At 62.8% G+C, this 21,031-nt stretch carries 23 protein-coding genes; 13 read left to right on the top strand and 10 right to left on the bottom strand.

Annotated features, from left to right (window positions below; all coding sequences use genetic code 11):
- Positions 1 to 92 precede the first annotated feature (92 nt).
- The 5 genes from M1L53_RS27575 to M1L53_RS27555 all read left to right on the top strand — a co-directional run bounded on the left by M1L53_RS27575 (position 93) and on the right by M1L53_RS27555 (position 5,144).
- Positions 93 to 587 (top strand): general stress protein, encoded by a 495-nt coding sequence (locus M1L53_RS27575; RefSeq protein WP_003945065.1) that lies wholly within the window; start codon positions 93 to 95, stop codon positions 585 to 587.
- A gap of 251 nt (positions 588 to 838) precedes the next feature.
- Positions 839 to 2,176: an ABC transporter substrate-binding protein gene (locus M1L53_RS27570; protein ID WP_037131899.1), complete on the top strand. Its 1,338-nt coding sequence runs from the start codon at positions 839 to 841 to the stop codon at positions 2,174 to 2,176.
- An 80-nt stretch (positions 2,177 to 2,256) separates the two neighbouring features.
- Positions 2,257 to 3,138 carry a carbohydrate ABC transporter permease gene (locus M1L53_RS27565; RefSeq protein WP_044480569.1) on the top strand — a complete coding sequence of 294 codons (882 nt, stop codon included), beginning with the start codon at positions 2,257 to 2,259 and terminating at the stop codon, positions 3,136 to 3,138.
- A gap of 1 nt (position 3,139) precedes the next feature.
- Complete coding sequence (locus M1L53_RS27560; RefSeq protein WP_003945075.1) at positions 3,140 to 3,970, top strand: carbohydrate ABC transporter permease; 831 nt, start codon at positions 3,140 to 3,142, stop codon at positions 3,968 to 3,970.
- Between the two features lie 4 nt (positions 3,971 to 3,974).
- Entirely contained in the window at positions 3,975 to 5,144 is a 1,170-nt protein-coding gene (locus M1L53_RS27555) for an ABC transporter ATP-binding protein (protein WP_003945069.1), read from the top strand.
- A gap of 3 nt (positions 5,145 to 5,147) precedes the next feature.
- Here the strand turns inward: M1L53_RS27555 and M1L53_RS27550 are convergent, their stop codons facing one another.
- Positions 5,148 to 5,384 (bottom strand): hypothetical protein, encoded by a 237-nt coding sequence (locus M1L53_RS27550; RefSeq protein WP_207624637.1) that lies wholly within the window; start codon positions 5,382 to 5,384, stop codon positions 5,148 to 5,150.
- 126 nt (positions 5,385 to 5,510) lie between these two features.
- On the opposite strand from M1L53_RS27550, the gene M1L53_RS27545 reads away from it, so the two are divergent.
- Positions 5,511 to 6,776 carry a sensor histidine kinase gene (locus M1L53_RS27545; protein ID WP_054187364.1) on the top strand — a complete coding sequence of 422 codons (1,266 nt, stop codon included), beginning with the start codon at positions 5,511 to 5,513 and terminating at the stop codon, positions 6,774 to 6,776.
- A gap of 10 nt (positions 6,777 to 6,786) precedes the next feature.
- The gene (locus tag M1L53_RS27540) at positions 6,787 to 7,893 is read left to right on the top strand and encodes a winged helix DNA-binding domain-containing protein (RefSeq protein WP_054187355.1); all 1,107 of its coding nucleotides are present in this window, start codon (positions 6,787 to 6,789) and stop codon (positions 7,891 to 7,893) included.
- On the opposite strand, the gene M1L53_RS27535 is transcribed toward M1L53_RS27540, so the two are convergent.
- Both M1L53_RS27535 and M1L53_RS27530 read right to left on the bottom strand, forming a co-directional pair.
- On the bottom strand, positions 7,886 to 8,749 hold the full coding sequence (locus M1L53_RS27535) for a hypothetical protein (RefSeq protein ID WP_003945080.1): 864 nt from the start codon (positions 8,747 to 8,749) through the stop codon (positions 7,886 to 7,888). The two genes, M1L53_RS27540 and M1L53_RS27535, sit on opposite strands and share 8 nt — an antisense overlap.
- Positions 8,739 to 9,437, bottom strand: coding sequence for a metallophosphoesterase (locus M1L53_RS27530; protein WP_007736115.1), 699 nt, complete (start codon positions 9,435 to 9,437; stop codon positions 8,739 to 8,741). The genes M1L53_RS27535 and M1L53_RS27530 overlap by 11 nt, the downstream gene beginning before the upstream one ends.
- A 71-nt stretch (positions 9,438 to 9,508) precedes the next feature.
- Between M1L53_RS27530 and M1L53_RS27525 the strand changes: the two genes are divergently transcribed.
- Positions 9,509 to 10,093, top strand: coding sequence for a suppressor of fused domain protein (locus M1L53_RS27525; RefSeq protein ID WP_054187354.1), 585 nt, complete (start codon positions 9,509 to 9,511; stop codon positions 10,091 to 10,093).
- Positions 10,094 to 10,118: 25 nt separating this feature from the next.
- On the opposite strand, the gene M1L53_RS27520 is transcribed toward M1L53_RS27525, so the two are convergent.
- Both M1L53_RS27520 and M1L53_RS27515 read right to left on the bottom strand, forming a co-directional pair.
- On the bottom strand, positions 10,119 to 10,565 hold the full coding sequence (locus M1L53_RS27520; RefSeq protein WP_054187353.1) for an SRPBCC family protein: 447 nt from the start codon (positions 10,563 to 10,565) through the stop codon (positions 10,119 to 10,121).
- Between the two features lie 134 nt (positions 10,566 to 10,699).
- Positions 10,700 to 11,770 carry a magnesium and cobalt transport protein CorA gene (locus M1L53_RS27515; RefSeq protein WP_261949321.1) on the bottom strand — a complete coding sequence of 357 codons (1,071 nt, stop codon included), beginning with the start codon at positions 11,768 to 11,770 and terminating at the stop codon, positions 10,700 to 10,702.
- Between the two features lie 169 nt (positions 11,771 to 11,939).
- On the opposite strand from M1L53_RS27515, the gene M1L53_RS27510 reads away from it, so the two are divergent.
- From M1L53_RS27510 to M1L53_RS27495, 4 genes are all read left to right on the top strand, one after another.
- A complete protein-coding gene (locus M1L53_RS27510; protein WP_042923377.1) occupies positions 11,940 to 12,794 on the top strand; it encodes a PHP domain-containing protein in 855 nt (284 codons plus the stop codon).
- Positions 12,791 to 13,405, top strand: a complete 615-nt coding sequence (locus M1L53_RS27505) for a MarC family protein (protein ID WP_164490628.1) — start codon at positions 12,791 to 12,793, stop codon at positions 13,403 to 13,405. Before M1L53_RS27510 ends, M1L53_RS27505 begins: the two co-directional genes overlap by 4 nt.
- 3 nt (positions 13,406 to 13,408) lie before the next feature.
- Positions 13,409 to 13,801 carry a hypothetical protein gene (locus M1L53_RS27500; protein ID WP_007736120.1) on the top strand — a complete coding sequence of 131 codons (393 nt, stop codon included), beginning with the start codon at positions 13,409 to 13,411 and terminating at the stop codon, positions 13,799 to 13,801.
- Positions 13,802 to 14,192: 391 nt separating this feature from the next.
- Positions 14,193 to 15,386: an NADP-dependent malic enzyme gene (locus tag M1L53_RS27495; RefSeq protein ID WP_003945072.1), complete on the top strand. Its 1,194-nt coding sequence runs from the start codon at positions 14,193 to 14,195 to the stop codon at positions 15,384 to 15,386.
- Between the two features lie 73 nt (positions 15,387 to 15,459).
- Here M1L53_RS27495 and M1L53_RS27490 read toward each other — a convergent pair whose 3' ends face one another.
- Genes M1L53_RS27490 through M1L53_RS27475 form a run of 4 tightly spaced genes read right to left on the bottom strand, consistent with a single transcriptional unit; the run spans position 15,460 to position 18,922 of the window.
- Positions 15,460 to 16,149: an ABC transporter permease gene (locus M1L53_RS27490; RefSeq protein WP_003945081.1), complete on the bottom strand. Its 690-nt coding sequence runs from the start codon at positions 16,147 to 16,149 to the stop codon at positions 15,460 to 15,462.
- On the bottom strand, positions 16,146 to 16,829 hold the full coding sequence (locus tag M1L53_RS27485) for an ABC transporter permease (protein ID WP_054187352.1): 684 nt from the start codon (positions 16,827 to 16,829) through the stop codon (positions 16,146 to 16,148). Before M1L53_RS27485 ends, M1L53_RS27490 begins: the two co-directional genes overlap by 4 nt.
- A gap of 4 nt (positions 16,830 to 16,833) precedes the next feature.
- Positions 16,834 to 17,979 (bottom strand): ABC transporter ATP-binding protein, encoded by a 1,146-nt coding sequence (locus tag M1L53_RS27480; RefSeq protein ID WP_003945084.1) that lies wholly within the window; start codon positions 17,977 to 17,979, stop codon positions 16,834 to 16,836.
- Positions 17,980 to 17,983: 4 nt separating this feature from the next.
- Complete coding sequence (locus tag M1L53_RS27475; protein ID WP_003945094.1) at positions 17,984 to 18,922, bottom strand: ABC transporter substrate-binding protein; 939 nt, start codon at positions 18,920 to 18,922, stop codon at positions 17,984 to 17,986.
- Between the two features lie 203 nt (positions 18,923 to 19,125).
- Between M1L53_RS27475 and M1L53_RS27470 the strand changes: the two genes are divergently transcribed.
- Entirely contained in the window at positions 19,126 to 20,010 is an 885-nt protein-coding gene (locus M1L53_RS27470) for an ABC transporter substrate-binding protein (RefSeq protein ID WP_030536932.1), read from the top strand.
- A 22-nt stretch (positions 20,011 to 20,032) separates the two neighbouring features.
- Here the strand turns inward: M1L53_RS27470 and M1L53_RS27465 are convergent, their stop codons facing one another.
- Positions 20,033 to 20,974, bottom strand: coding sequence for an alpha/beta hydrolase fold domain-containing protein (locus tag M1L53_RS27465; RefSeq protein WP_007736126.1), 942 nt, complete (start codon positions 20,972 to 20,974; stop codon positions 20,033 to 20,035).
- Positions 20,975 to 21,031: the final 57 nt, after the last annotated feature.

Genomic DNA, 21,031 nt, shown 5'->3' with positions numbered 1-21,031 from the left:
ACGAATCAGGTCTGTAAAGGGCACAATAGGGGGTAGATGTACTTGCGTCATCCGCGTGGATGACGTGCCCGAAAAGAGGAGCGCAGCCAGCCATGTCCAATCCGCTCGGTCAATCGTCGAATGGGTCGCGCCGTGGAGCGTTGCCGACACCGCCTTCGGGATGGCCCATCGGGTCGTACCCCACCTACGCCGAGGCGCAGCGCGCAGTCGATTACCTCTCCGATCAGGAATTCCCGGTTCAGGACGTCACGATCGTCGGCGTGAACCTGATGCAGGTCGAGCGAGTTCTCGGTCGGTTGACGTGGGCCAAGGTGATCGGTGGCGGCATCGTCTCCGGTGCTTGGCTCGGTGTCTTCTTCGGCCTGGTGCTCGGAATCGTCACCGGTGGTTTCCTCGCTCCGCTGATCGCGGGCATCGTGGGCGGCATCATCTTCGGTGTCATCTCCACGACGATTCCGTACGCCGCGACGCGTGGGCAGCGGGACTTCGCCTCGACGATGCAGTTGGTCGCCGGACGTTACGACGTACTGTGTGAGCCCAAGACGGCGGAGTCGGCGCGCGACCTGCTCGCCAAGCTCGCCATCTGACATTCTCGCTCGGGCTGCCAACTTGTGTGATCTCGGTTACTTTATGTACACGCGGGCGAGGTAGTACTCGCTTCCCGTGACCGTTTGCCGGACAAGGAAATAGGTCCCTTCTCCGGCAAAAGTGCCGATGTGTGGTGCGTCGGCCAGCCGTAACGACTGCGCCGTCTCGCCGCCCGAGGAGGACGGCTGTGCAGAACAAGAGATCGCGGGCGGGGCAGAACGAGAGATCGCGGGCGGGACAGAAGAAGAAATTGCGGGCGGGGCTGCTCGGCGCGGCAACATTGTTGTTGGCGCCCTTGCTCAGTGCGTGCGGATCGGACAATGACGACGGCGTGGTGCTGTCCTTCTACACCGCTGCCGACGGCGCCGAGCAGTATGCGGAGGCCGCCGCCAATTGTTCGGCGGCGTCGAACGGCGCGTACCGGGTCGAGCAGAAAACTCTGCCCAAGGGTGCCGACGACCAGCGACTTCAGTTGGCCCGGCGTCTGACCGGCAATGACAAGTCACTCGATCTGATGACGCTCGACGTGGTGTGGACTGCCGAATTCGCCGAAGCGGGATGGGCATTGCCGCTTCCTGACGACGTGGCGGCCGAGGTCAGCAACGGGACGCTCGAGGGTCCGCTGGAGTCGGCGAAGTGGCAGGACCAGCTCTATGCGGCGCCATTGAACACCAACACCCAATTGCTCTGGTATCGAAAGGATTTGATGCCGGACGGGCAACCACCCCAGACCTGGGATCAGATGATCGACATCTCCGAAGGCCTGGCCGCGGAGGGGCGCCCCAGCTGGATCGGTGTGCAGGGCAAGCAGTACGAAGGATTGATGGTCTGGTTCAACACTCTTCTCGCCAGTGCCGGCGGATCGGTGGTGGGGCCGGACGGAACAACCGTGACGGTGGCCGACGGTGATGCTGCCCAGCAGGCGCTGACCGTCATGAAGCGCGTCGCTACCGCCAAGGGTGCGGATCCCTCGATCTCGCAGGGGGATGAAGCGTCGTCGCGACTGGGCATGGAGAGCGGCAAATCTGCCTTCCAGGTCAACTGGCCGTTCGTGCTGCCCGGCATCATGGAGAACGCCGAGAAGGGCGATCTGCCGTACATCGACGACAAGGGCAACGTCACCAGTGAGAACACCGGAAACACGGTGCTCACGGTGAACGGCGAACGGAATTTCCTTGCCGCTCCGTATCCCTCGGTGATCGAGGGTAAGCCGGCCGAGGTCACGATCGGCGGCTTCAACGTGGCGGTGGCCAAGACCAGCCAGCATCCGGACCTCGCGTTCGAGGCGCTCACCTGTCTGCGTAACGAGGAGAATCAGCGCAACAACGCGGTAGCCGGTGGCGTTCCGCCGACTCTCGAGAGCCTGTACGACGACCCGGCGTTCCAGGAGGCGTACCCGGCGTGGCGTGAGGTTCGCGACAGCCTGGACACCGCTTCGGTTCGTCCGGTTTCTCCTGCCTATCAGAGTATTTCGACGCTCATCACTGCCACGCTGAACCCTGTGGGAAACATCGATCCGGAATCGACCGTGAACGATCTTGCCGAGCAGGTACGCAAGGCAGTCAATTCCGAGGGGCTGATTCCGTGACGATCGACAGCGAAAATTCGGGAGCTGCACCAACAGTCGCGACGCCATCGCCGGAGCCGAAGCACTCCGCGAAAACGAAGATGTCCGACGGAAAGGCGGCCGAGCGTCGCCTCGGTCTCTGGCTGGTGGCCCCGGCCGCGATTCTCATGATCGCGGTGACCGCATATCCGGTGGTCTACGCCGTGTGGCTGAGTTTGCAGCGCTACGACCTGCGCTTCCCGGATCAACGAAAGTTCGTGTGGTTCGACAACTACGTGTCGGTGCTGACCGACGGTTACTGGTGGCAAGCGTTCGCGGTGACGACGTCGATCACGGTTGTCTCGGTCGTCATCGAGTTCGTTCTCGGACTGACCATCGCACTGGTGATGCACCGAACGATCGTGGGCAAGGGGCTCGTCCGCACCGTTGTGCTCATCCCGTACGGCATCGTCACCGTTGCGGCGGCATACAGCTGGTACTACGCGTGGACGCCGGGGACCGGCTACCTCGCCAATCTCCTGCCCGACGGCAGTGCGCCGCTCACCGACCAGATCCCGTCGCTCGCGATCATCGTCCTTGCCGAGGTGTGGAAGACGACGCCGTTCATGGCGCTGCTCCTGCTCGCCGGCCTGGCGCTCGTGCCCGACGACCTCCTCAAGGCGGCTCAGGTGGACGGCGCCGGTGCGTGGACCCGGTTGGTACGCATCATCCTTCCGCTGATGAAGCCCGCCATCCTCGTCGCTCTGCTGTTCCGCACACTCGACGCGTTCCGCATCTTCGACAACATCTACGTGCTGACGAAGGGAGCGAACGACACCGGGTCGGTGTCGATTCTGGGTTACGACAATCTGTTCAAGGCATTCAACTTGGGTATCGGATCCGCGATCAGCGTGCTGATCTTCGTGTGTGTGGCAGTGATCGCGTTTATCTTCATCAAACTTTTCGGTGCTTCGGCTCCCGGATCCGATACGGAAGGACGCTGACATGACCGTGACTCCCAGACTCAAGATCAGCTGGTCCGTCGTCAACCTTCTGGTCTTGCTGTACGCGTTGGTTCCCGTCCTGTGGATTGCGAGCCTGTCCTTCAAGCCCGCCGGAACCATCAAGGACGGCAAGTTCATTCCGGAGAAGTGGACCCTGGACAACTACCGAGGAATCTTCGACACCAGCGCCTTCACCAGTGCTCTGATCAACTCCATCGGCATCGGACTCATCTCGACGGTCATCGCCGTGGTGATCGGAACCATGGCTGCTTACGCGATTGCGCGCCTGGATTTTCCGGGCAAGAAGCTGCTGGTGGCTGTTGCCCTGCTGATCGCGATGTTCCCGCAGATTTCATTGGTGAGCCCGCTGTTCGACATCGAACGACGGCTCGGACTCTTCGACACCTGGGCCGGACTCATCCTGCCGTACATCACCTTTGCGTTGCCGTTGGCGATCTACACGCTCTCGGCATTCTTCAAAGAGATTCCTTGGGAACTCGAGAAGGCGGCGCAGATGGACGGCGCGACGCCGGGGCAGGCGTTCCGGAAGGTGGTAGCTCCGCTCGCCGCGCCCGGCATCGTCACGGCGGGCATTCTGGTGTTCATCTTCTGCTGGAACGATCTGTTGTTCGCGATCTCGCTGACGTCGACCGAACGCTCCATCACCGCCCCTGCGGCCATCGCAAACTTCACCGGCGCTTCACAATTCGAGGAGCCCACCGGGTCGATCGCCGCGGCCGCCATGGTCATCACCATTCCGATCATCATCTTTGTTCTGTTCTTCCAACGTCGTATCGTGGCCGGGCTTACTTCCGGCGCAGTGAAGGGATAAGCCTGTGGCCGAGATCGTGCTGGACAAGGTGACCAAGCTGTACCCGGACGGAGCCAAGGCGGTCAGTGATGTCGACATCACCATCGCCGACGGAGAATTCATCATTCTCGTGGGCCCGTCCGGTTGTGGAAAATCCACGACTCTCAACATGATTGCCGGGCTGGAAGACATTTCGACCGGTGAGTTGCGGATCGCGGGTGAACGCGTCAACGAACGCGCCCCCAAGGACCGCGACATCGCGATGGTGTTCCAGTCGTATGCGCTGTATCCGCACATGACGGTGCGTCAGAACATCGCTTTCCCACTGACATTGGCGAAGATGTCCAAGGACGAGATCAACGCCAAGGTCGACGACGCTGCGCGGGTCCTGGACCTCACCCAGCATCTCGATCGCAAACCGGCGAACCTGTCGGGCGGTCAGCGTCAGCGTGTCGCGATGGGACGCGCAATCGTGCGCAGCCCGAAGGCGTTTCTCATGGACGAGCCGCTTTCCAACCTGGACGCCAAACTGCGCGTGCAGATGAGGACGGAGATCGCCCGTCTGCAGCAGCGACTCGGTACGACAACGATTTACGTGACCCACGACCAGACCGAGGCGATGACGCTCGGCGATCGGGTAGTCGTGCTGCGCGGCGGAATCGTGCAACAGATCGGTGCGCCGCAGGAACTCTACGATCGTCCGAACAATCTGTTCGTGGCGGGATTCATCGGGTCCCCGTCCATGAACTTCTTCCCCGGACAGTTGACGGCGGACGGTGTGAGCACGCCGATCGGCGATGTTCGCCTGCCCGCGGCGGCGCAGTCGAAGATCTCGGGCAGCGGTTCGGGCAAGGACGTGGTGGTCGGTATCAGACCGGAGCATTTCGAGGACGTGGCGCTGGTCGATGCAGCGCAGAAGCCGCACGGCGGGACGTTCACCGTCGACGTCGACGTGCTGGAATCGATGGGTTCGGACAAGTACGCGTATTTCCTCGCTGGTGGCCCCGCCGTCAACTCTCGTGAACTCGAGGAACTCGCTGCCGATTCGGGAACGGCCGTCGCTGGTGGAGGTCAACTGGTTGCCAGGCTCTCGTCCGAGTCCACGGTGGCCCAGGGCAGGTCTGTCGATCTCTGGTTCGATCCCGCCAAGATCGCGGTGTTCGACGGCGGTACGGGAGCCAATCTGCTGCTGTGACCTTTACCCGGGCAAGGTGACCGAATACGTCGCGCCCCAGGGGAGCGGTACCTGTTCGGGGCCGGGCGCTGCATCGGCTGGTTCGGGTAGGGGGACCAGGCGGCCGAATTGTTCGTGATGGGTGGAGGCCGGGGTGGCTTGCGCTGTCCCGGCCACCACGGCGATCGGCGCCGCTGCCAGGGCGCCGGCGACGGCAAATCGAGTGGCGATGCGGCGCTTGCTTGCTCGGGTCGAGATCATGAGCACTCCTGCGTGGTTTCGAGGTTCGGTGAATGCTGTGCCATTCACGGTATTGCGGGTTGATTGTGAAATCTCGTGTGCGAAGCTCATTCACAGGGAACTGGGATGGGCGGCACAGGAGGACAGATGAACGAATCCTCGGTACGAACCGAGCACCTGCCCGGCGGCCCGGACCTCGAGCGGATCTTGCGCGAACACGCCTACCGCGGTGCGTACCTCCAACTGACGGTGCGCGGCGCTCTGGTGCTGTTCATCGCCCTGACACTGATCTTCGTCCCGCCGATGAACGACGCGGGATGGTGTTTCGCGATTCTGGGCGCCTATGCCCTCTGGTCGGCAGCCGTGGCGCTGTGGATCCGCAAAGGTGGCACCGGCCCGGTGACGATGATCTGGCTCGGCTTGTTCGTCGACCTCGCCGTGCTCGCAACTCTGACATTGCTGACCGGTCTCGCAGCCGAGCAGAGTTGGACCGCCGACATCTTGAGCAACGGGCTCTTCGTCATTCCGGTTCTTGCGTGTACGCAACTGCGGACGGACGTGTGTGTCGGCGTCGTTGCCTGCACGATCGGGGTGTTCTTCGTTTCCAGTTGGGCAACGATGACTTCGAACTCCGAGCCGTGGCCGTCGATCCTGCTGAGCACCATGGCCTTGGCCGGAGTGGGCGCAGGCGCAATCGGACTGACTCGGATTCAAAGATCACGCGTGTTGACCATCGGGCACCTCGTCGGGCATCGCACCAGCCTTCTGGCCGAACTCATGGGGCTGGAGCAGCGTGAGCGCACAGAACTGTCCGAGCAATTGCACGACGGGGCGCTCCAGTACGTTCTCGCCGCGCGGATGGATCTCGACGAATTGGCAGACAGTGCGGAGCCTGTCGCGTTGGCGCGAGCCGGAAAAGCGCTCGGTGAAGCGACCACGCTGTTGAGATCGTCCGTCTCGGAACTGCATCCCACAGTTCTCGTCCACGTGGGCCTTGCCCGCGCGATCGGGGACCTCGCGCGCTCGGCGCAGGGACGCGGCGGAGTGGTGGTCGACGTCGACACTTCGGGCTGGAACGACGATCTACGCACGTCCGCGGACGAAGTCTTGTTCGGCGCCACCCGAGAGCTTCTGGGCAACGTCGTCAAACATGCCGGCGCGCAGAACGTCCGGATCGAGCTTGCACGACTGGACCACCGTGCGGTGCTCGTGGTCTCGGACGACGGTCGGGGGATCAGCGCCGATCGGATTGCCGAACGACGGGCTGCCGGGCACATCGGACTGCTCTCGCACGAACTGCGGGTTGTTGCCGCGGGTGGCTCGTTCTCGGTCGGACCGGGTGAAGAGTCCGGAACCCTCGCGCGAGTCGAGATACCGTTCGAGATCGTCACCGCCACTGACCACGATCGTTGAGGAGTTGTCGATGGCTGCACTGATCACCGATCGCGAGCTCAACCTGGCGACTCTGGCGCGGCAGTTCCTGCTGCGGAGGGCCGAGGTCAGTGCGTTGGATGCGATCGAGCACCTGGCAGGTCTGCAGGCCCAGGCGCCGAACCCGCCCTACCTGGCGCTGTGGGCGCGGCTGAAGAACTTTGCGGCAGAAGACCTCTCCACCCTTGTCGAGAAGCGCCAGGTGGTGCGGCTTGTTGCCATGCGGGGCACGGTCTTTGCTCTTTCGGCCGCGGATGCGGGTCCCTTCCGGGCCACGGTTCAGACGATCATGGAACGCGATCTCCACACCAACAGCACTCAGCGTGCTGCGCTCACCGGGTTGGATCTCGACGCGCTGGCGCGGGCGGGACGCGAATTGGTAGCGGACGGGCCGCTCACTCAGATGCAGATGAGACCGTTACTGGCAGAGCGCTTTCCCGGCCACGCGGCCGAGGGGCTGGCGCACGGCGTTCGAGGACTTCTGCCGATGGTGCAGGTCCCACCGCGAGGCCTGTGGGGACGATCCGGAGTACCGGCACTGACGACCTTGGAGAATTGGCTTGGCACGGAAGTGAGTTCATCGCCGGATCCGGATGCGATGGTGCTTCGTTATCTGGCGGCCTTCGGGCCCGCGAGTGTGAAAGATGCCCAAGCGTGGTCAGGGCTCACGAGACTCGCCGAAGTCTTCGAGAGGCTACGTCCCGGCTTGATCACCTTTGTCAACGCGAAAGGGGCCGAGGTGTTCGACCTGCCGGACGCGCCACGACCGACCTCCGGAACACCGCCGGTCAGAATCCTTGCTCCGTTCGACAACATCCTGCTCTCGCACGCCGACCGCTCGCGAATCATGGACGAGCAGTACCGAACTCGCGTCTTCACCGTCAACGGCATCATCAAGCCCGCCATCCTGGTGCGCGGAAAGGTGGTGGGATTCGCGACGGTGACGCCGGACAAGGAGACGGTCGAATTGGGCGCGACTCTGTTTGCGCAGCAACCGAAGACCGCGCTCGCATCCATCGAGAAGGAAGCGCGTGCGTTGCTGAAATTCATGCACCCGAAGATCCCGAACCGAGAGGTGCGGTTCGCTGTCGCTACGTAGCGGGCTTGTGCTTTCGCGGTGCTCGATCGCGTAGTTCGGCCACGATCTCGTCGTTCCACATGTGACGCCGCACCAGTCGGTACCGCTCCCGGGCGATCCACAAGTAGGCCTCGGCGTCGGTGTGCTCGGGCAACATGTCGGCACCCCGCAGCATTCGCACGACGGGCAGAAACTCCTCGCCGAACCAGCGGCGGGCGACGGTGTCTCGGCCGAGGAACTCACCCTTCTCCTGCATGAGCCGAAAACCCCACGCCTCCACACACTCACTGAGTTCGGCGTACTCCCACGGGTCGGTGACCTGGACGGCTTCGCGTTGTGAACCCTGCAGCGGAACGCGGGTGAGGAAGAGTCGACGATGATCCTTGATGAGCAGATCAGCGCGCTGAGTGATGCCTTCCGGCGAGATACGCGTGATGATCTCGGTGACGTACGCGTCGATTGTCTTCTGGTGCATCGCACACGCAATGGACACTCGGTGGTGCCCGTCGATCACGAAATGCATGGAGCCGACGCGATACAACTGAACAGGTGGTACCGATTCGCCGCGTCTTTGCGCCACCGCAAGTCGCTCCCAACGAGCGCGCGAGTGAGTGGACGTCGGACGGAAGTACCTGTCGAAATCACCTGTGCGGTCGACACTTCCGACTATTGATTCGATGGTGACGACCTGCAGTCCCAGAGACTTCTCGCCGACCTTGCCCAGAGCTGCGACAACCTCGTCGAACGGCAGGATCGCGTTGACGTCGTCGGGTTCGCGTCGTAGCCAACTGACCAGACGGGCAACGTCGGCACGTCGACGCTGACGAGCGAAGTCGTTTTCCGCGTCGGCTGTGGGAAATCCGGTGTCACGAGCCATGTCGGCGCCTCACGATCGTCGGCGGAGTACCTGGGGAAATCTCCATCAGCGTGAAGCCGACGGTATTGAGCACGATAGTCCGGCCTACCTCCAGATCGAGAGGGGTTCGCCCGTGCGGGTGGATGTGTCCGTGGACCATCACCGTCGGATCGAGGTTGTGAATCAAAGGCGTGAAGCATTCGAACCCTCGATGTGGCCGATCCTCGGCGTCGCCGACACCGCGGGCGGGGCTGTGGGTGAGCAGCACATCCACGCCCGCCCGGCCGCCGGGAAGCCGCGATTGCCAGGCGTTTCGCCAGGTGAGCGAGCGAGCGCGTCGGCTCTGCTGGCGCTCGGACCACTGATTGGGACCCGTGTTGTATCGGATGGAACCGCCGAGGCCGGCGATCCGCAGACCGGCGACGGTCACGATGCGTCCGTCGGCGTTGACTGCGCCGGTCGGCCCTGGCCACTGCGCCGGCATCCCTGCCCGCATCCAACCGGATCTCTTGTTCGAATATCCGGACAGATCGGCGTCGTGGTTGCCGGGAACGAACACGCACGGCGCATTCAGCTGATCGGACAGGTACTCCAGATACGCAAACGGCAGATCGCCTGCGCCGAGGATCACGTCGACTCGGAGTGAACGAACCTGACTGCTCCACAGGAATTCGACAGTCTCGTCGCTGACAGCGAGAACGGAGACCATTTCGACGACGCTACCGCCACCGCGAGGTATCTGCGCTGCGAACCTCGCGGGCACGGTGTTTAGATGGACGAGTGTCAGACAGCGTCGTATCTTCCGTCCGGGCCCATCTCGTCAGCAGCATCGAGGGGCCGGACCCCACCGCGGCCTCAGTGACGTTCCTCGGTGTCGAACCGCTGGACGTGCTGCGTTTCGAATCACCCGACGGCCTGGTCCGCTACATCACACTGGGGTGCTCGCGTCATCCGATGGGCGACCCCAACGAACTGGTCGCAGACCCCACACGCGGACCCCGCGCCGAGTTGGTACTCACGCTGCGCGGTGGCACCGGTGTGGCGTCAGGTGTGGCCAGGACGCTCGCGGTGCTGGCCGCGGCGCCGTCCGTCGAAGGCGTCGTGCTGCTCGAGGACGCACTGTTGGACCTGGGCGAGCCGCTGTGGAAGGACACTGCGTTCACGGCGGTGCTTCTCGGTGACAGCGGGATCGAAGACCTGACGCTGCCGGAGCCGTTCGACCCGGTGCGCTTCCTTGGTGTGGTCCCCCTGACCGGTACCGAAGCCGCCTGGGTGCGTCTGCGCGGCGCGGAGGCACTGAGGGAAGCGTGGACCGAGGCGGGGATCGACATCCGCGATCCGCACCGTTCCGCTGCCTCGCTCTAGCTGCGCTGGCGCTTTGTCCGTCAGATCATTCGGCGTGCACGAGGATGTCCGCCAAGTTCTCGAGACTTACCCGAACCGTTCGTGAAAATGCTTTCGTGACGATCGGGTCGGCCATCTTGCCGAATACTCCTCCCAGGCCGCTTTCGCTGTCGAGTCGGTAGGTGACCCGAGTGCCGTCACCGACTTCTTCGCAGGTCGTGGTCTGCGAGAAGCTGACCGGACTTTCGACGGACGTCGATTTCGACGATCTCGGTGGGTCGTACTCGGTGAATTCGGATGTCCACTCGAGACGCTTGCCCAGGATTCGCGAGACACCGTGCCAGCGGCTTCCCACGCCCATCGGGCCGTCGGTGATCTGTGTGCACTCGACCATCGAATTCTCCCAGTTGGGCCAGTTCTCGGCGACGGCGATGTACTCCCAGACGTCCTTGGGTGGCAACGCGATCTCCACGGATTGCTCGACTGTAGGCATGGTTGCTCCTCCACTTCTCCTTGGATCTGAATTTGCTTGTCGCAAAATGGATTTCGGGAACGGAATGAAAATGCGTACCCATATCCATTGTCCGCCTGCGACGGTGGCAAGTACAGGGAGTCAGCGTGCGAGGTTCACAGCCAGTTGTTGCGACGGAAGAGAAAGAACAAGCCGACACACACCGACGCGATGAGGAACAGGATGGACTGGTAGCCGTACTTGTAACCGAGTTCCGGCATGTTCTCGAAGTTCATCCCGTAGATACCGGCAACGCCGGTCGGCACGGCGGCGATAGCGACCCACGCGGAGATCTTGCGCATGTCGGTGTTTTGCTGCACCGCGATCTTCGCGAGTGCGGCGTCGACCAGCGAACTCAACACCTCGTCGTATTCCGAGATACGTTCGGCCACGATCGTGTGGTGATCTCGTACGTCACGGAAGTATCGCCGGATCTCCTTCGGGACGAGGCCGCCCGCGGGCTGGGTCAGCTGGAGCAGTGGCAATCCGAGTGGAGTGACCGAGCGTCGTAGTTCGACGATTTCACGTTTGAGCAGGTAGATGTGCTCGACGGCAACGGTGTTCCGCGGGTTGAACACCAATTCTTCCATGCTGTCGACGTCCTGTTCGACGAGTTGGATGACGGAGAGATAGCTGTCTACGACGTGGTCGGTGATCGCGTGCAACACCGCGAACGGGCCCATGGTGAGGCGCTCGGGGTTCTGCTCGAGTGACTTGCGCACGCTTGCCAGTTCGGAGTGATCCCCGTGCCGGACGGTCACCACGAAGTCGGGGCCGACGAACACCATGATCTCGCCGGTTTCGACGATCTCGCTCGCCGTCGCGACGGACTCGTGCGGCACGTAGACGACCGTGCGCAGCACCAGGAACATGACGTCGTCGTAGCGTTCGAGTTTCGGGCGCTCGTGTGCATGGACGGCATCCTCGACCATCAGCTCGTGGAGTCCGAAAGTTGCTGCTACATCTTGCATCTGACCTTCGTCGGGAGCGTGCATGCCCACCCAGACGAACGCGTTGTCGCGACTACGAACCTCGGCCAACGCAGCGCGGTGCGTGTACTTGCCCGGCAACCGCACGCCGTCCACGTAGACCGCGCAGTCGACGATCGCGCGGGCTGCCGGAACGGGGATCTTGGGCGCATCGGCTTGCGTCGATTTGCTGTTCGACCAATTCGGCAGTGACGGCATGGTTGGCACGCTCGCTCCTTCTCGGTCTGTAATGCAGTGGAACGGCAGGGGAACGGCACTACAGCGACACCTGATCGAATTGCGCTGCCGCTGCGGCGTAATCGTACGTCAGCTTCCGGCTCGCCCACCGGAGCGCGATGAAGTTGCCGATTGCTGACACACTGGAACAGTGCGAATAGATCTTCACACCCACTCCAACGCATCGGACGGCACCGACACCCCGGCTGCCCTCATGCGCGCCGCAGCCGACGCCGGACTCGACGTCGTCGCCATCACCGATCACGACACGACTTCGGGCTGGGCCGAGGCGGCGCAGGCCTTGCCGGCCGGCGTCAGCCTGGTTCGTGGGATGGAGATGTCGTGCGAAGGTCGAGGTGAGCGTGGTTGGCCGGTCGCTGTACATCTGCTTGCGTACCTGTTCGATCCGACGCACCCCGAATTCGCAAAAGAACGTGAGCGACTGCGCGCCGAACGCGTCGAACGTATCCGGGTGATGACGACCATGATGGCGCGTGACGGTCTGCCCGTCGATCCCGATCAGATCCTCGCCGACGCCGGTCCGTCCGTCGGACGCCCGCACGTCGCAGCGGCCCTGATGCGGGCCGGTGTGGTGTCGAGCATCAGCGAGGCCTTCTCCGACCTGTTGTCCAGTCGAGGACGATACGACGTTCCCAAGTACGACACTCCGCTCGAGTACGCCGTCGAACTGGTGGCAGCCGCCGGGGGAGTGACCGTCCTTGCGCATGGACGGGCCCGTTCGCGCGGCGGATTGCTTGCGCTCGACCACATCCGCGATCTGGCCGATTTGGGTCTCGGGGGCCTCGAAGTCGATCACCCGGACCATCGCAGCGACGATCGTGACGTCCTGCGCCGCCTGGCTGTCGACCTCGGTTTGGCAGTCACCGGATCCTCTGACTACCACGGCGAGAACAAGACGATCGGACTCGGCGACGAGCTCACGGACGAAGCCGAGTTCGACAAACTCGTCTCGGCTGCCACCGGCGTGGAGGTACTGGGGCGCTGATGCTCGACACCACGCTCTACCTCACCGTGTTCATCACGCTGTTCGTGATCATGGACCCGCCCGGAGTCATCCCGGTGTTCTTGTCACTCGTCGGACGTAAAAGCCGTGAAGATCGCAATCGAGCGGCATGGCAGGCCCCCGCCGTCTCCCTGGCGGTCATCTCGGTCTTTGCCATCGGCGGTCAGGCGATCCTCAACTACCTCCACATCGGCATTCCGGCGTTGCAGGGCGCCGGCGGATTGCTGCTGCTTCTCATCGCACTCGAACTGCTGACCGGAAAGGCCTCCAACCGTCCGCAGGGAGCCGACGACGTCAACGTCGCACTCGTTCCTCTGGGAACGCCGATGATGGCCGGTCCCGGTGCGATAGCGGCCGTCATCGTCTTTGTCGCCCAGGCCGACGGTGAAGCGGCGTCGTATCTGGCGATCGCGTTGGCGATTCTGTCCATCCACCTCGTGCTGTTCGTGGTCCTGCGCTTCTCGACCGCACTGATCCGGATACTGGGCGAGGGTGGCATCAGTCTGCTGGCACGCATCGCCGGTCTTCTGCTCGCCGCCATCGCGGTTCAACTCATTGCGGAATCAGTCCGCGGATTCGTCGCGGGAGCGTAAGAGATGACATACGACGACAGGTACGACCGGAACGACAGGTACGAGGACGACTACCAGTACCAGGAATATCAGGACTATCAGTACGAAGACGATTACGACTATCCCGCCGACAAACGACAATGGCTGCTGGTCCGCGCTCTACGCGCCCTGAGCGGCACCGTGGCGGCCGGAATCGTGGTCTTGACACTCGTGATCATCGGTTCGGCATATCTGGGCGGCAACCGCGGATTCCCGGGTCCGGGAACAACGTCGATCACCGCGCACATTGCGGCCTCGGTGGTTGCTCTCGCCGCGCAGATCTGGTGCGACCGCAGGCGGGGTATCGCGGCGGTTGCCGGATCGGTGGTCGTGCTCGTGGTGGCGGGGCTGTTGTTGGTGACGCAGTGGTGGGGATGACTGGGTGGGGATGACACGGTGGGGATGACGGCTCGGTTTCGAGTGTGGTGAGGAATCCGACCGCTTGGAGGATTTGATTGTGATCCGACTCTGGTGGCAAACTGGAGTTACTTCGAGGCGGCGCCACAGCCCGGCCCCGAAGTGCAGGTTTCGTCAGAATTTCTCCGAAACCTAGATTGCATGGATACGCCAGGGCTCACCCGCCCCACACCATGACGCTTCGGATGTATTGCGGCCCACTTTCTCGCGCACGCCGAATGCTCTTCTTCTCAGTAGTCGTTCGCGGAAGAAATGATCTCTGACCGTTGTGAACGTAGTTTCGCAGCGGTCCGAAGGATTACTTCCCAGTAACCCAGCCCCGCTTGAGGCTGGACTAATCAGGAGTGTCATCGTGTCCCTCGTGACTGAAGCCATCAACGTACCCAAGGTCGAGTTGACCGACGAAGAAATCTTTGCCGCTCACGTCGGTGGCAAGCTCTCGGTCGAGACCACAGCACCGCTCGATACGCAGCGGGCCCTCTCGATCGCCTACACGCCGGGTGTTGCTCAGGTGAGCCGCGCCATCGCTGCAGACGAAACCCTCGCCGATCGATACACGTGGACCAACCGACTCGTCGTCGTGGTCAGCGACGGCACCGCGGTTCTCGGACTCGGCGACATCGGCCCTCGCGCGTCGCTGCCCGTCATGGAGGGCAAGTCGGCGCTGTTCAAGAACTTTGCCGGACTGAACTCCATTCCGCTGGTTCTCGACACCAAGGATCCCGACGAGATCGTCGAGACACTCATCCGACTGCGTCCGAGCTTCGGCGCGGTCAACCTCGAGGACATCTCGGCGCCGCGTTGCTTCGAGATCGAGAAGCGCGTCATCGAAGCTCTCGACTGCCCCGTCATGCACGACGATCAGCACGGAACCGCCATCGTGGTCCTCGCGGCACTCAAGGGCGCCGTGAAGGTCCAGAGCCGCGACATCACCACACTCAAGGTCGTCATCTCCGGCGCCGGCGCTGCGGGTGTTGCCTGCGCGAACATCCTGCTTGCCGCCGGAATCAGCGACGTCATCGTGCTGGACTCGAAGGGCATCATCTCGGGTGAGCGCAGCGACCTCAACGACGTGAAGGCAGAACTCGCGGCCCGCACCAATCCCCGTGACCTGCATGGTGGTGCCATCGAGGCTCTCGAAGGTGCTGACGTGTTCCTCGGTGTCTCGGCGGGCAAGATCCCCGAGGAGCTCATCGCTTCGATGGCTCCCGAGTCGATCGTGTTCGCACTCTCCAACCCGGACCCGGAGATTCACCCCGAAACCGCGTCGAAGTACGCGGCGATCGTGGCGACGGGCCGTAGTGATTTCCCGAACCAGATCAACAACGTTCTTGCCTTCCCCGGTGTCTTCAAGGGCGCGCTCGACGCCGGCGCCCGTCGCATCACCGAAGGTATGAAGCTCGCTGCCGCCGAGGCAATCCTGTCGGTGGTCGGCGACGAGTTGGCGGCGGACAAAATCGTCCCCAGCCCACTCGACCCTCGCGTGGCACCCGCAGTAGCGGAAGCCGTCGCGGCCGCAGCGCATGCTGAGGGCGTGACCAGCTAAGAGGGACTACGAAAGCCCCGATCGGAACCCGCACACAAGGTTCCGATCGGGGCTTTTTCGTGTGTACCGAGAGCTACAGACGAGTGAGGTCGGGTGTTCGGCGTAGCCTGCCGGTCCCGGGAACCGATGCCCAGACCACCAGCGCCAGTAAGCCGTCCACGACGAGAGCCACAACCGCGACCAGGATTGCGCCGACGACCACTCGGTCGTACTTGTAGAGCGCGAGACCGTCGAAGATGTACCGGCCGAGGCCGCCGAGGTTGACGTAGGCGGCGACCGTTGCCGTGGCAATCACCTGCAGTGTCGCGTTACGCAGTCCGCCGAGAATCAATGGCAGCGCATTGGGTATCTCGACGCGGAAGAGCACTTGGAGTTCGGTCATACCCATTGCCCGTGCGGCCTCGACGACGCCGCGGTCGACGCTGGCGATTCCGGCGTACGTGCCGGCGAGTAGTGGGGGAATACCAAGAATGACGAGGGCGAGAATCGGCGGCATCACTCCCAGACCCATGAGAAGAACGAGGAAGGTCAGCAGGCCGAGAGTGGGCAGTGACCGCAGTGCGTTGACCAGACTGACGACCACGATCTCACCGCGACGCAGATGGCCGATGAGTAATCCGATGGGCACCGCGATCACAGCCGAAAGTGCCACGGCCAGAACGCTGTACCAGAGGTGCTGGAGGATGCGGGTGCCGATTCCGGTGTCGCCGCTCCAATTTCCGGGATCGACGATGAAGTCCCAGGCCCCGGTGAAGATGCTCATACGGGTTCCCCCTCGGCTGACAGGACGGCGGGAACCTTCGACGAGGTCGACGTTCTGGTCCACGGGGTCAGGAATCGGCCGATCAGATACAGGATCAGATCGAGCGCCAGTGCCAGCACGACGATCGCGACGATGCCCGCAACGATCTGGTCGGGATAGTCGCGGTCGTAGCCTTGTTTGAACAGGACTCCAAGCCCGCCGATTCCGATCAGAGATCCGACTGACACCAGCGAAATATTGGTAACGGCAATAACTCTGATGTTCGCGATCATTACCGGCAGCGCCAATGGCAACTCGACCGTCAGAGCGCGTCGTAGTGGTGTGAAACCGACGGCGGTGGAGGCGTCGATGACGTTGTCCGGCACCGAGTCGAGTGCTTCGGGTACAGCCCGGATGAGCAGTGCCGTCGCATACACGCTGAGTGCGATCACGACGTTGAGAGGATCAAGGGTCTTGAGTCCGAACAACTGGGGGATGGTGACGAACAGCGCGAGCGACGGAATCGTGAACGCAATGCTCGCCAGGGTCAACGTGATTCGGCGCAGCCATCTGACGTTGCGGATCGCTGTTCCGACCGGAACGGCAATCAGGAGACCGATCAGCAAAGGAAGCAGTGCCAGATACAGATGGGTCTTCGAGTAATCCACGACCGTCGAGAAATTGTCGATGAGCCAGCGCATGCCGCTACGACCCGAATCCCTCGGTGAAGGCGACGCGGTTGCGTTCCTCGTCCTCGCGTCGACGCTGATCTGCCAATTTCGCCACGACTTCGGAACCGAGGATCCCGCCGATGACCGCTCCCTCGCCGTCGACGGCAACGCCGATACCGGAAGGCGACGAGATTGCCGCATCGAGTGCTTGGCGGAGATCGCCGCCGGGGGAGAACAGCGAACCACCGGCAGACGTCGACTGAGCAAGGGTTCGTCCCGAGCGCAGGCCTTCGACGCCGGTCACGTCGATCCATCCCTGCGGAGTTCCGTTGTCCGTGACCACGAGAACCCATTCGCCCAATTCGAGACGCAGAGCCTTCAATTCGTTCTCGACGGCCGTGCGTACAGGGTGCAACGGAACCTCGTCGGCAGCGCGGAACGACAATCCCCGATAGCCGCGATCGCGTCCGACGAATCCGGCGACAAAATCCGTTGCCGGTGCGGCCAACACGTCGCGAGGTGCCGCAACCTGCTGAAGCCGCCCGCCGGGACCGAAGACGGCAATGTGATCACCGAGTTTGACTGCCTCGTCGATGTCGTGGGTGACAAAGACGATCGTCTTCTTCAGTTCGCTTTGAAGACGGAGCATTTCGGTCTGCAGATCCTCACGCACCACCGGGTCGACGGCGCTGAAGGGCTCGTCCATCAACAGGATCGGCGGATCGGCAGCCAATGCTCGCGCAACTCCCACACGTTGTTGCTGCCCACCCGAGAGTTGTCCGGGATAGCGGGTGGCAAGGGAGATGTCCAGACCGACTCGTTCGAGTACCCCCAACGCGGCTTTGCGCGCTGCGCGGCGGGACTCACCGCGCAGTACCGGAACTGTTGCGACGTTGTCGATCACGGTGCGATGCGGAAGCAATCCGGCGTTCTGGATGACGTACCCGATGCCGAGACGCAGCTTCACCGCGTCGGTCTGGGCGATGTCACGACCGTCGACGAAGATCTTGCCCGACGTCGGTGTGATCATCCGGTTGATCATGCGCATCGACGTCGTCTTGCCGCACCCGGACGGCCCCACGAACACCGTGAACGACTCGGCCTCGATGGTGAGATCGAGACGGTCGACGGCGGTGGTGCCGTCCGGATACTGCTTGGTGACGCCCTCGAAGGTGATCACGTGACTACGAGACCGGCTTGTCGAGGCCCTGCGCCGTCACCCACGCCTTGGCCGCCGCTGCCGGCTCCGTCTTGGTGTCGCCGGACACCTGGACGTTGAGTGCCAACAACTCTTCGGTGGTGAGCTTGGCGGACACCGCATCGAGGACTGTCTTCAACTTGTCGGAAGACTTCGACGCGCGCAGCACCGGCACCACGTTCTGAGCCGGGAAATTGTTCTTCGGGTCTTCGAGAACCACGAAGTTGTTCTCCGGGATGGAGGCCGACGTCGTGAAGATGTTTGCCGCGGTGATGTCACCGGAGGAGAGAGCCTTCACGGTTGCCGGTCCACCGCCGTCGGCGATCGGAACGAAGTTGGCTGCCGAGATGTCGAGGCCGTAATTGGACTTCAAACCGGGCAATCCGGCTGGACGTTCCTGGAACTCGGCCGGAGCACCGAACTTGACCTCGGCGGAATGCGGAGCCAGATCGGCGATCGTCTTCAGGTTCCACTTGTCAGCGGTTTCCTTCGTGACGACGACGGCGTCCTTGTCCTCGGCGGATGCAGGCGTCGCAATTGCCAATTCCGACCCGAGAGCTGCGGGAAGAGCAGCGAGGACGTCAGCGGAGCTGGTGGCCGTGCTGTCGGGATCCAAGTACTGCAGGAGATTTCCCGTGTAATCCGGAATGACACTGATGGACCCGTCCTTGAGTGCCGGAATGTACGCCTCGCGGCTGCCGACGTTGAACGACGTGGACACATCGAACCCGTTGACACGCAGTGCTTCGGCGTAGATGTTGGCGATCGTCTCGGATTCGGTGAAGTTGGCGGAGCCGACGACGATCGCGTTGGGATCGCTGTTGGAGTCACCGTCGCTGCTACCGCACGCTGTCAGTGCAGTCAGAGAGACAACGGTTGCCGCGGCTACGAGCCAACGGTTGGAACGAAATCGTGAGGTGCGCATGAGCGTCCTTCCGGTTTTTCGGGCGTCCCGTGTTTCGGGCGTCGGAAACCATTCCCTTGTGGCGAAGCCACCCGAGTGACTTCGACGGCGCCGCCACCGAGTGGCTGCGTCAGGACTGGTTACCGCGCATCGCCCGACAAGTGTAACGATAGGTACCGACATGGCACGGTTTTCGATCCATGGGATTGGATGTGAGGATTTCGGTGAAGAGCACACGCACGAAGTATTCGACTGTTGTTGCAGCACTGATGGTCCTGCCGATTCTCAGCGGATGCGCAAACGGTGATTCGGTGGTAGAGGGTGCCGAAGCGGAGTCTCGTGACCAGATCGTGGTGGCTGCTGACGCATCGGTGGAGAGTTCGGTGTTGGCCGAGGTGTATTCGACGGTGCTCTCCTCCTCCGGCCTGTCGGCTCGCGTCGAATCGGTGGGTGGTGGCCGAAACCAATCACTCGAGGCTCTGGACGCAGCGCGAGTCACTTTGGTGCCCGAGTTCACCGGCGCGCTGCTCGATCACTACGACCCGTCATCCCCGGCCCGCAAGGCCGACGACGTCTTCGAAGCCTTGAGTCGCTCTCTGCCGGAGGGTCTTTCGGTCTCCGACTATGCGATGGCCGAAGATCGTGCGGTCCTCGCACTCGACACCGGATACGCACAGTCGTTGGGAGCGAAGACGATAGAAGCCTTTGCTCCTTCGTGTGCCGCGGCGAGGCCGCTCGTCTCCGCGAGATTCGTCGAGGACGGGGCAGTGGAACAGTTGGCCGAGGGCGCCGAGTGTGTCTTCGCCGGTGTCGATCAGGCAACGCCGGCAGACGTACCCGGTGCACAAGTATTCGGAACCACGACGCTGTCGGCGTTGGCACAATCCGATGCCGTCACAGTGCTCGCTGATTCGAATCACGTTCTGGCTGCGCAGAATGTCGTTCCGCTCTTTCGAGCGGGCGCACTGGGAGATTCGGCTGTCAAGGCGCTCAGCGTCGTTGCCGGTGAACTGTCCACCACCGATCTCGCCGCAATGATCGAGCAGGTGCGGACCGGCAAGGCGTCAGCCTCGGAAGTCGCCCGCACCTGGTGGGACACCCGTCAGTGACATGGACGGAGTGGGCCACCCGTCAGTGACTGTTCGAGCCCACTGCTGAACTCGAATCATCCTTGGCACGAATCAGTTTCGATGCGATGAACTGGCCGAGGTCGGAAACGGCGTCTGCTGCTTCCTTCACCAGTGACGCCTGTGCGTGAGCCACGTGCCACAGTCGCGCGTACTCCACCAGGGACACGTCGACGCCGGCAGCGGAGAGCTTGTCGGTGAACGTCATGATCTGCGGGTAGAGGACTTCCTCGGAACCGACGTGAATCCTGGTGGGCGGCAACCCGTCGAGCTTGCCGTGCATCGGCGCGTAGCCAGGATCAGTACGGTCGCCTCCGGCAAGGTAGGCGTCGGCGGCGTCGAAGGACCACGCTGTGTTGACCACCAGGTCGGCCTTTTTGGTGGCACCCCGATCGCCGGGATCGACCCACGGTGAGATCAGTGCAAGCGCGCCGGGGGTCACGCCGTGACGCTCGATCAGACGGATAGCGGTCGCCGCGGCCAGGCCGCCACCGGCCGAATCGCCGGCGATGGCAACGCGGTCTTCCGAATAGTCGAACTCGGTGACCAACTGCATGAAGGCTGAGACCGCGTCGTCGAGAGCGGCGGGATACGGATTCTCCGGCGCGAGACGGTAGTCCAAGGTGAAGACCGCACTGGACGACTCACGGGCGAGATGAGCTGCGAGAGAACGGTGTGTGGACAGCGAACCCAGCGTGTACGCCCCGCCATGCAGGTAGAGAACTGCGGTGGGGCGCTCGGTTGCGCCGACGGTGATCTTCTCTGCCGGTCGGCAAGCCAGCTCCAGCGGGCGCACGACGGCGCCCGCTGGAACCTGCTGTAGCGGTGCCCCGGCCTCGAGCAACAGACGTTGAATCCGATACGGCAGCCGCGAGTTGAAAGCCAGACGGAAGTACGGCTTCAACAAGAATGCGACCACGGGCAGCGGAAGGGTGAACGTGCTCACCGGCAGGGCTCCTGACTCTTTGTGCGAACTGCGCTGTGAAACGAACTGCGCTGTGAA

Origin of the sequence: Rhodococcus sp. T9N (assembly GCF_024436645.1) — a bacterium.
Taxonomy (GTDB): Bacteria; Actinomycetota; Actinomycetes; order Mycobacteriales; family Mycobacteriaceae; genus Rhodococcus_F; species Rhodococcus_F qingshengii.
This window is presented reverse-complemented; position numbering and strand designations above follow the sequence as displayed.

What these genes read in the sequence shown, in the direction of transcription:
- M1L53_RS27545 (WP_054187364.1), top strand. Translation starts at nt 5,511, where the DNA reads ATGAACGAATCCTCGGTACGAACCGAGCACCTGCCCGGCGGCCCGGAC.
- M1L53_RS27565 (WP_044480569.1), top strand. Translation starts at nt 2,257, where the DNA reads ATGTCCGACGGAAAGGCGGCCGAGCGTCGCCTCGGTCTCTGGCTGGTG.
- M1L53_RS27540 (WP_054187355.1), top strand. Translation starts at nt 6,787, where the DNA reads ATGGCTGCACTGATCACCGATCGCGAGCTCAACCTGGCGACTCTGGCG.
- M1L53_RS27575 (WP_003945065.1), top strand. Translation starts at nt 93, where the DNA reads ATGTCCAATCCGCTCGGTCAATCGTCGAATGGGTCGCGCCGTGGAGCG.
- M1L53_RS27535 (WP_003945080.1), bottom strand. Translation starts at nt 8,749, where the DNA reads ATGGCTCGTGACACCGGATTTCCCACAGCCGACGCGGAAAACGACTTC.
- M1L53_RS27530 (WP_007736115.1), bottom strand. Translation starts at nt 9,437, where the DNA reads ATGGTCTCCGTTCTCGCTGTCAGCGACGAGACTGTCGAATTCCTGTGG.
- M1L53_RS27490 (WP_003945081.1), bottom strand. Translation starts at nt 16,149, where the DNA reads ATGAGCATCTTCACCGGGGCCTGGGACTTCATCGTCGATCCCGGAAAT.
- M1L53_RS27500 (WP_007736120.1), top strand. Translation starts at nt 13,409, where the DNA reads ATGACATACGACGACAGGTACGACCGGAACGACAGGTACGAGGACGAC.
- M1L53_RS27485 (WP_054187352.1), bottom strand. Translation starts at nt 16,829, where the DNA reads ATGCGCTGGCTCATCGACAATTTCTCGACGGTCGTGGATTACTCGAAG.
- M1L53_RS27520 (WP_054187353.1), bottom strand. Translation starts at nt 10,565, where the DNA reads ATGCCTACAGTCGAGCAATCCGTGGAGATCGCGTTGCCACCCAAGGAC.
- M1L53_RS27475 (WP_003945094.1), bottom strand. Translation starts at nt 18,922, where the DNA reads ATGCGCACCTCACGATTTCGTTCCAACCGTTGGCTCGTAGCCGCGGCA.
- M1L53_RS27550 (WP_207624637.1), bottom strand. Translation starts at nt 5,384, where the DNA reads ATGATCTCGACCCGAGCAAGCAAGCGCCGCATCGCCACTCGATTTGCC.
- M1L53_RS27560 (WP_003945075.1), top strand. Translation starts at nt 3,140, where the DNA reads ATGACCGTGACTCCCAGACTCAAGATCAGCTGGTCCGTCGTCAACCTT.
- M1L53_RS27515 (WP_261949321.1), bottom strand. Translation starts at nt 11,770, where the DNA reads ATGCCGTCACTGCCGAATTGGTCGAACAGCAAATCGACGCAAGCCGAT.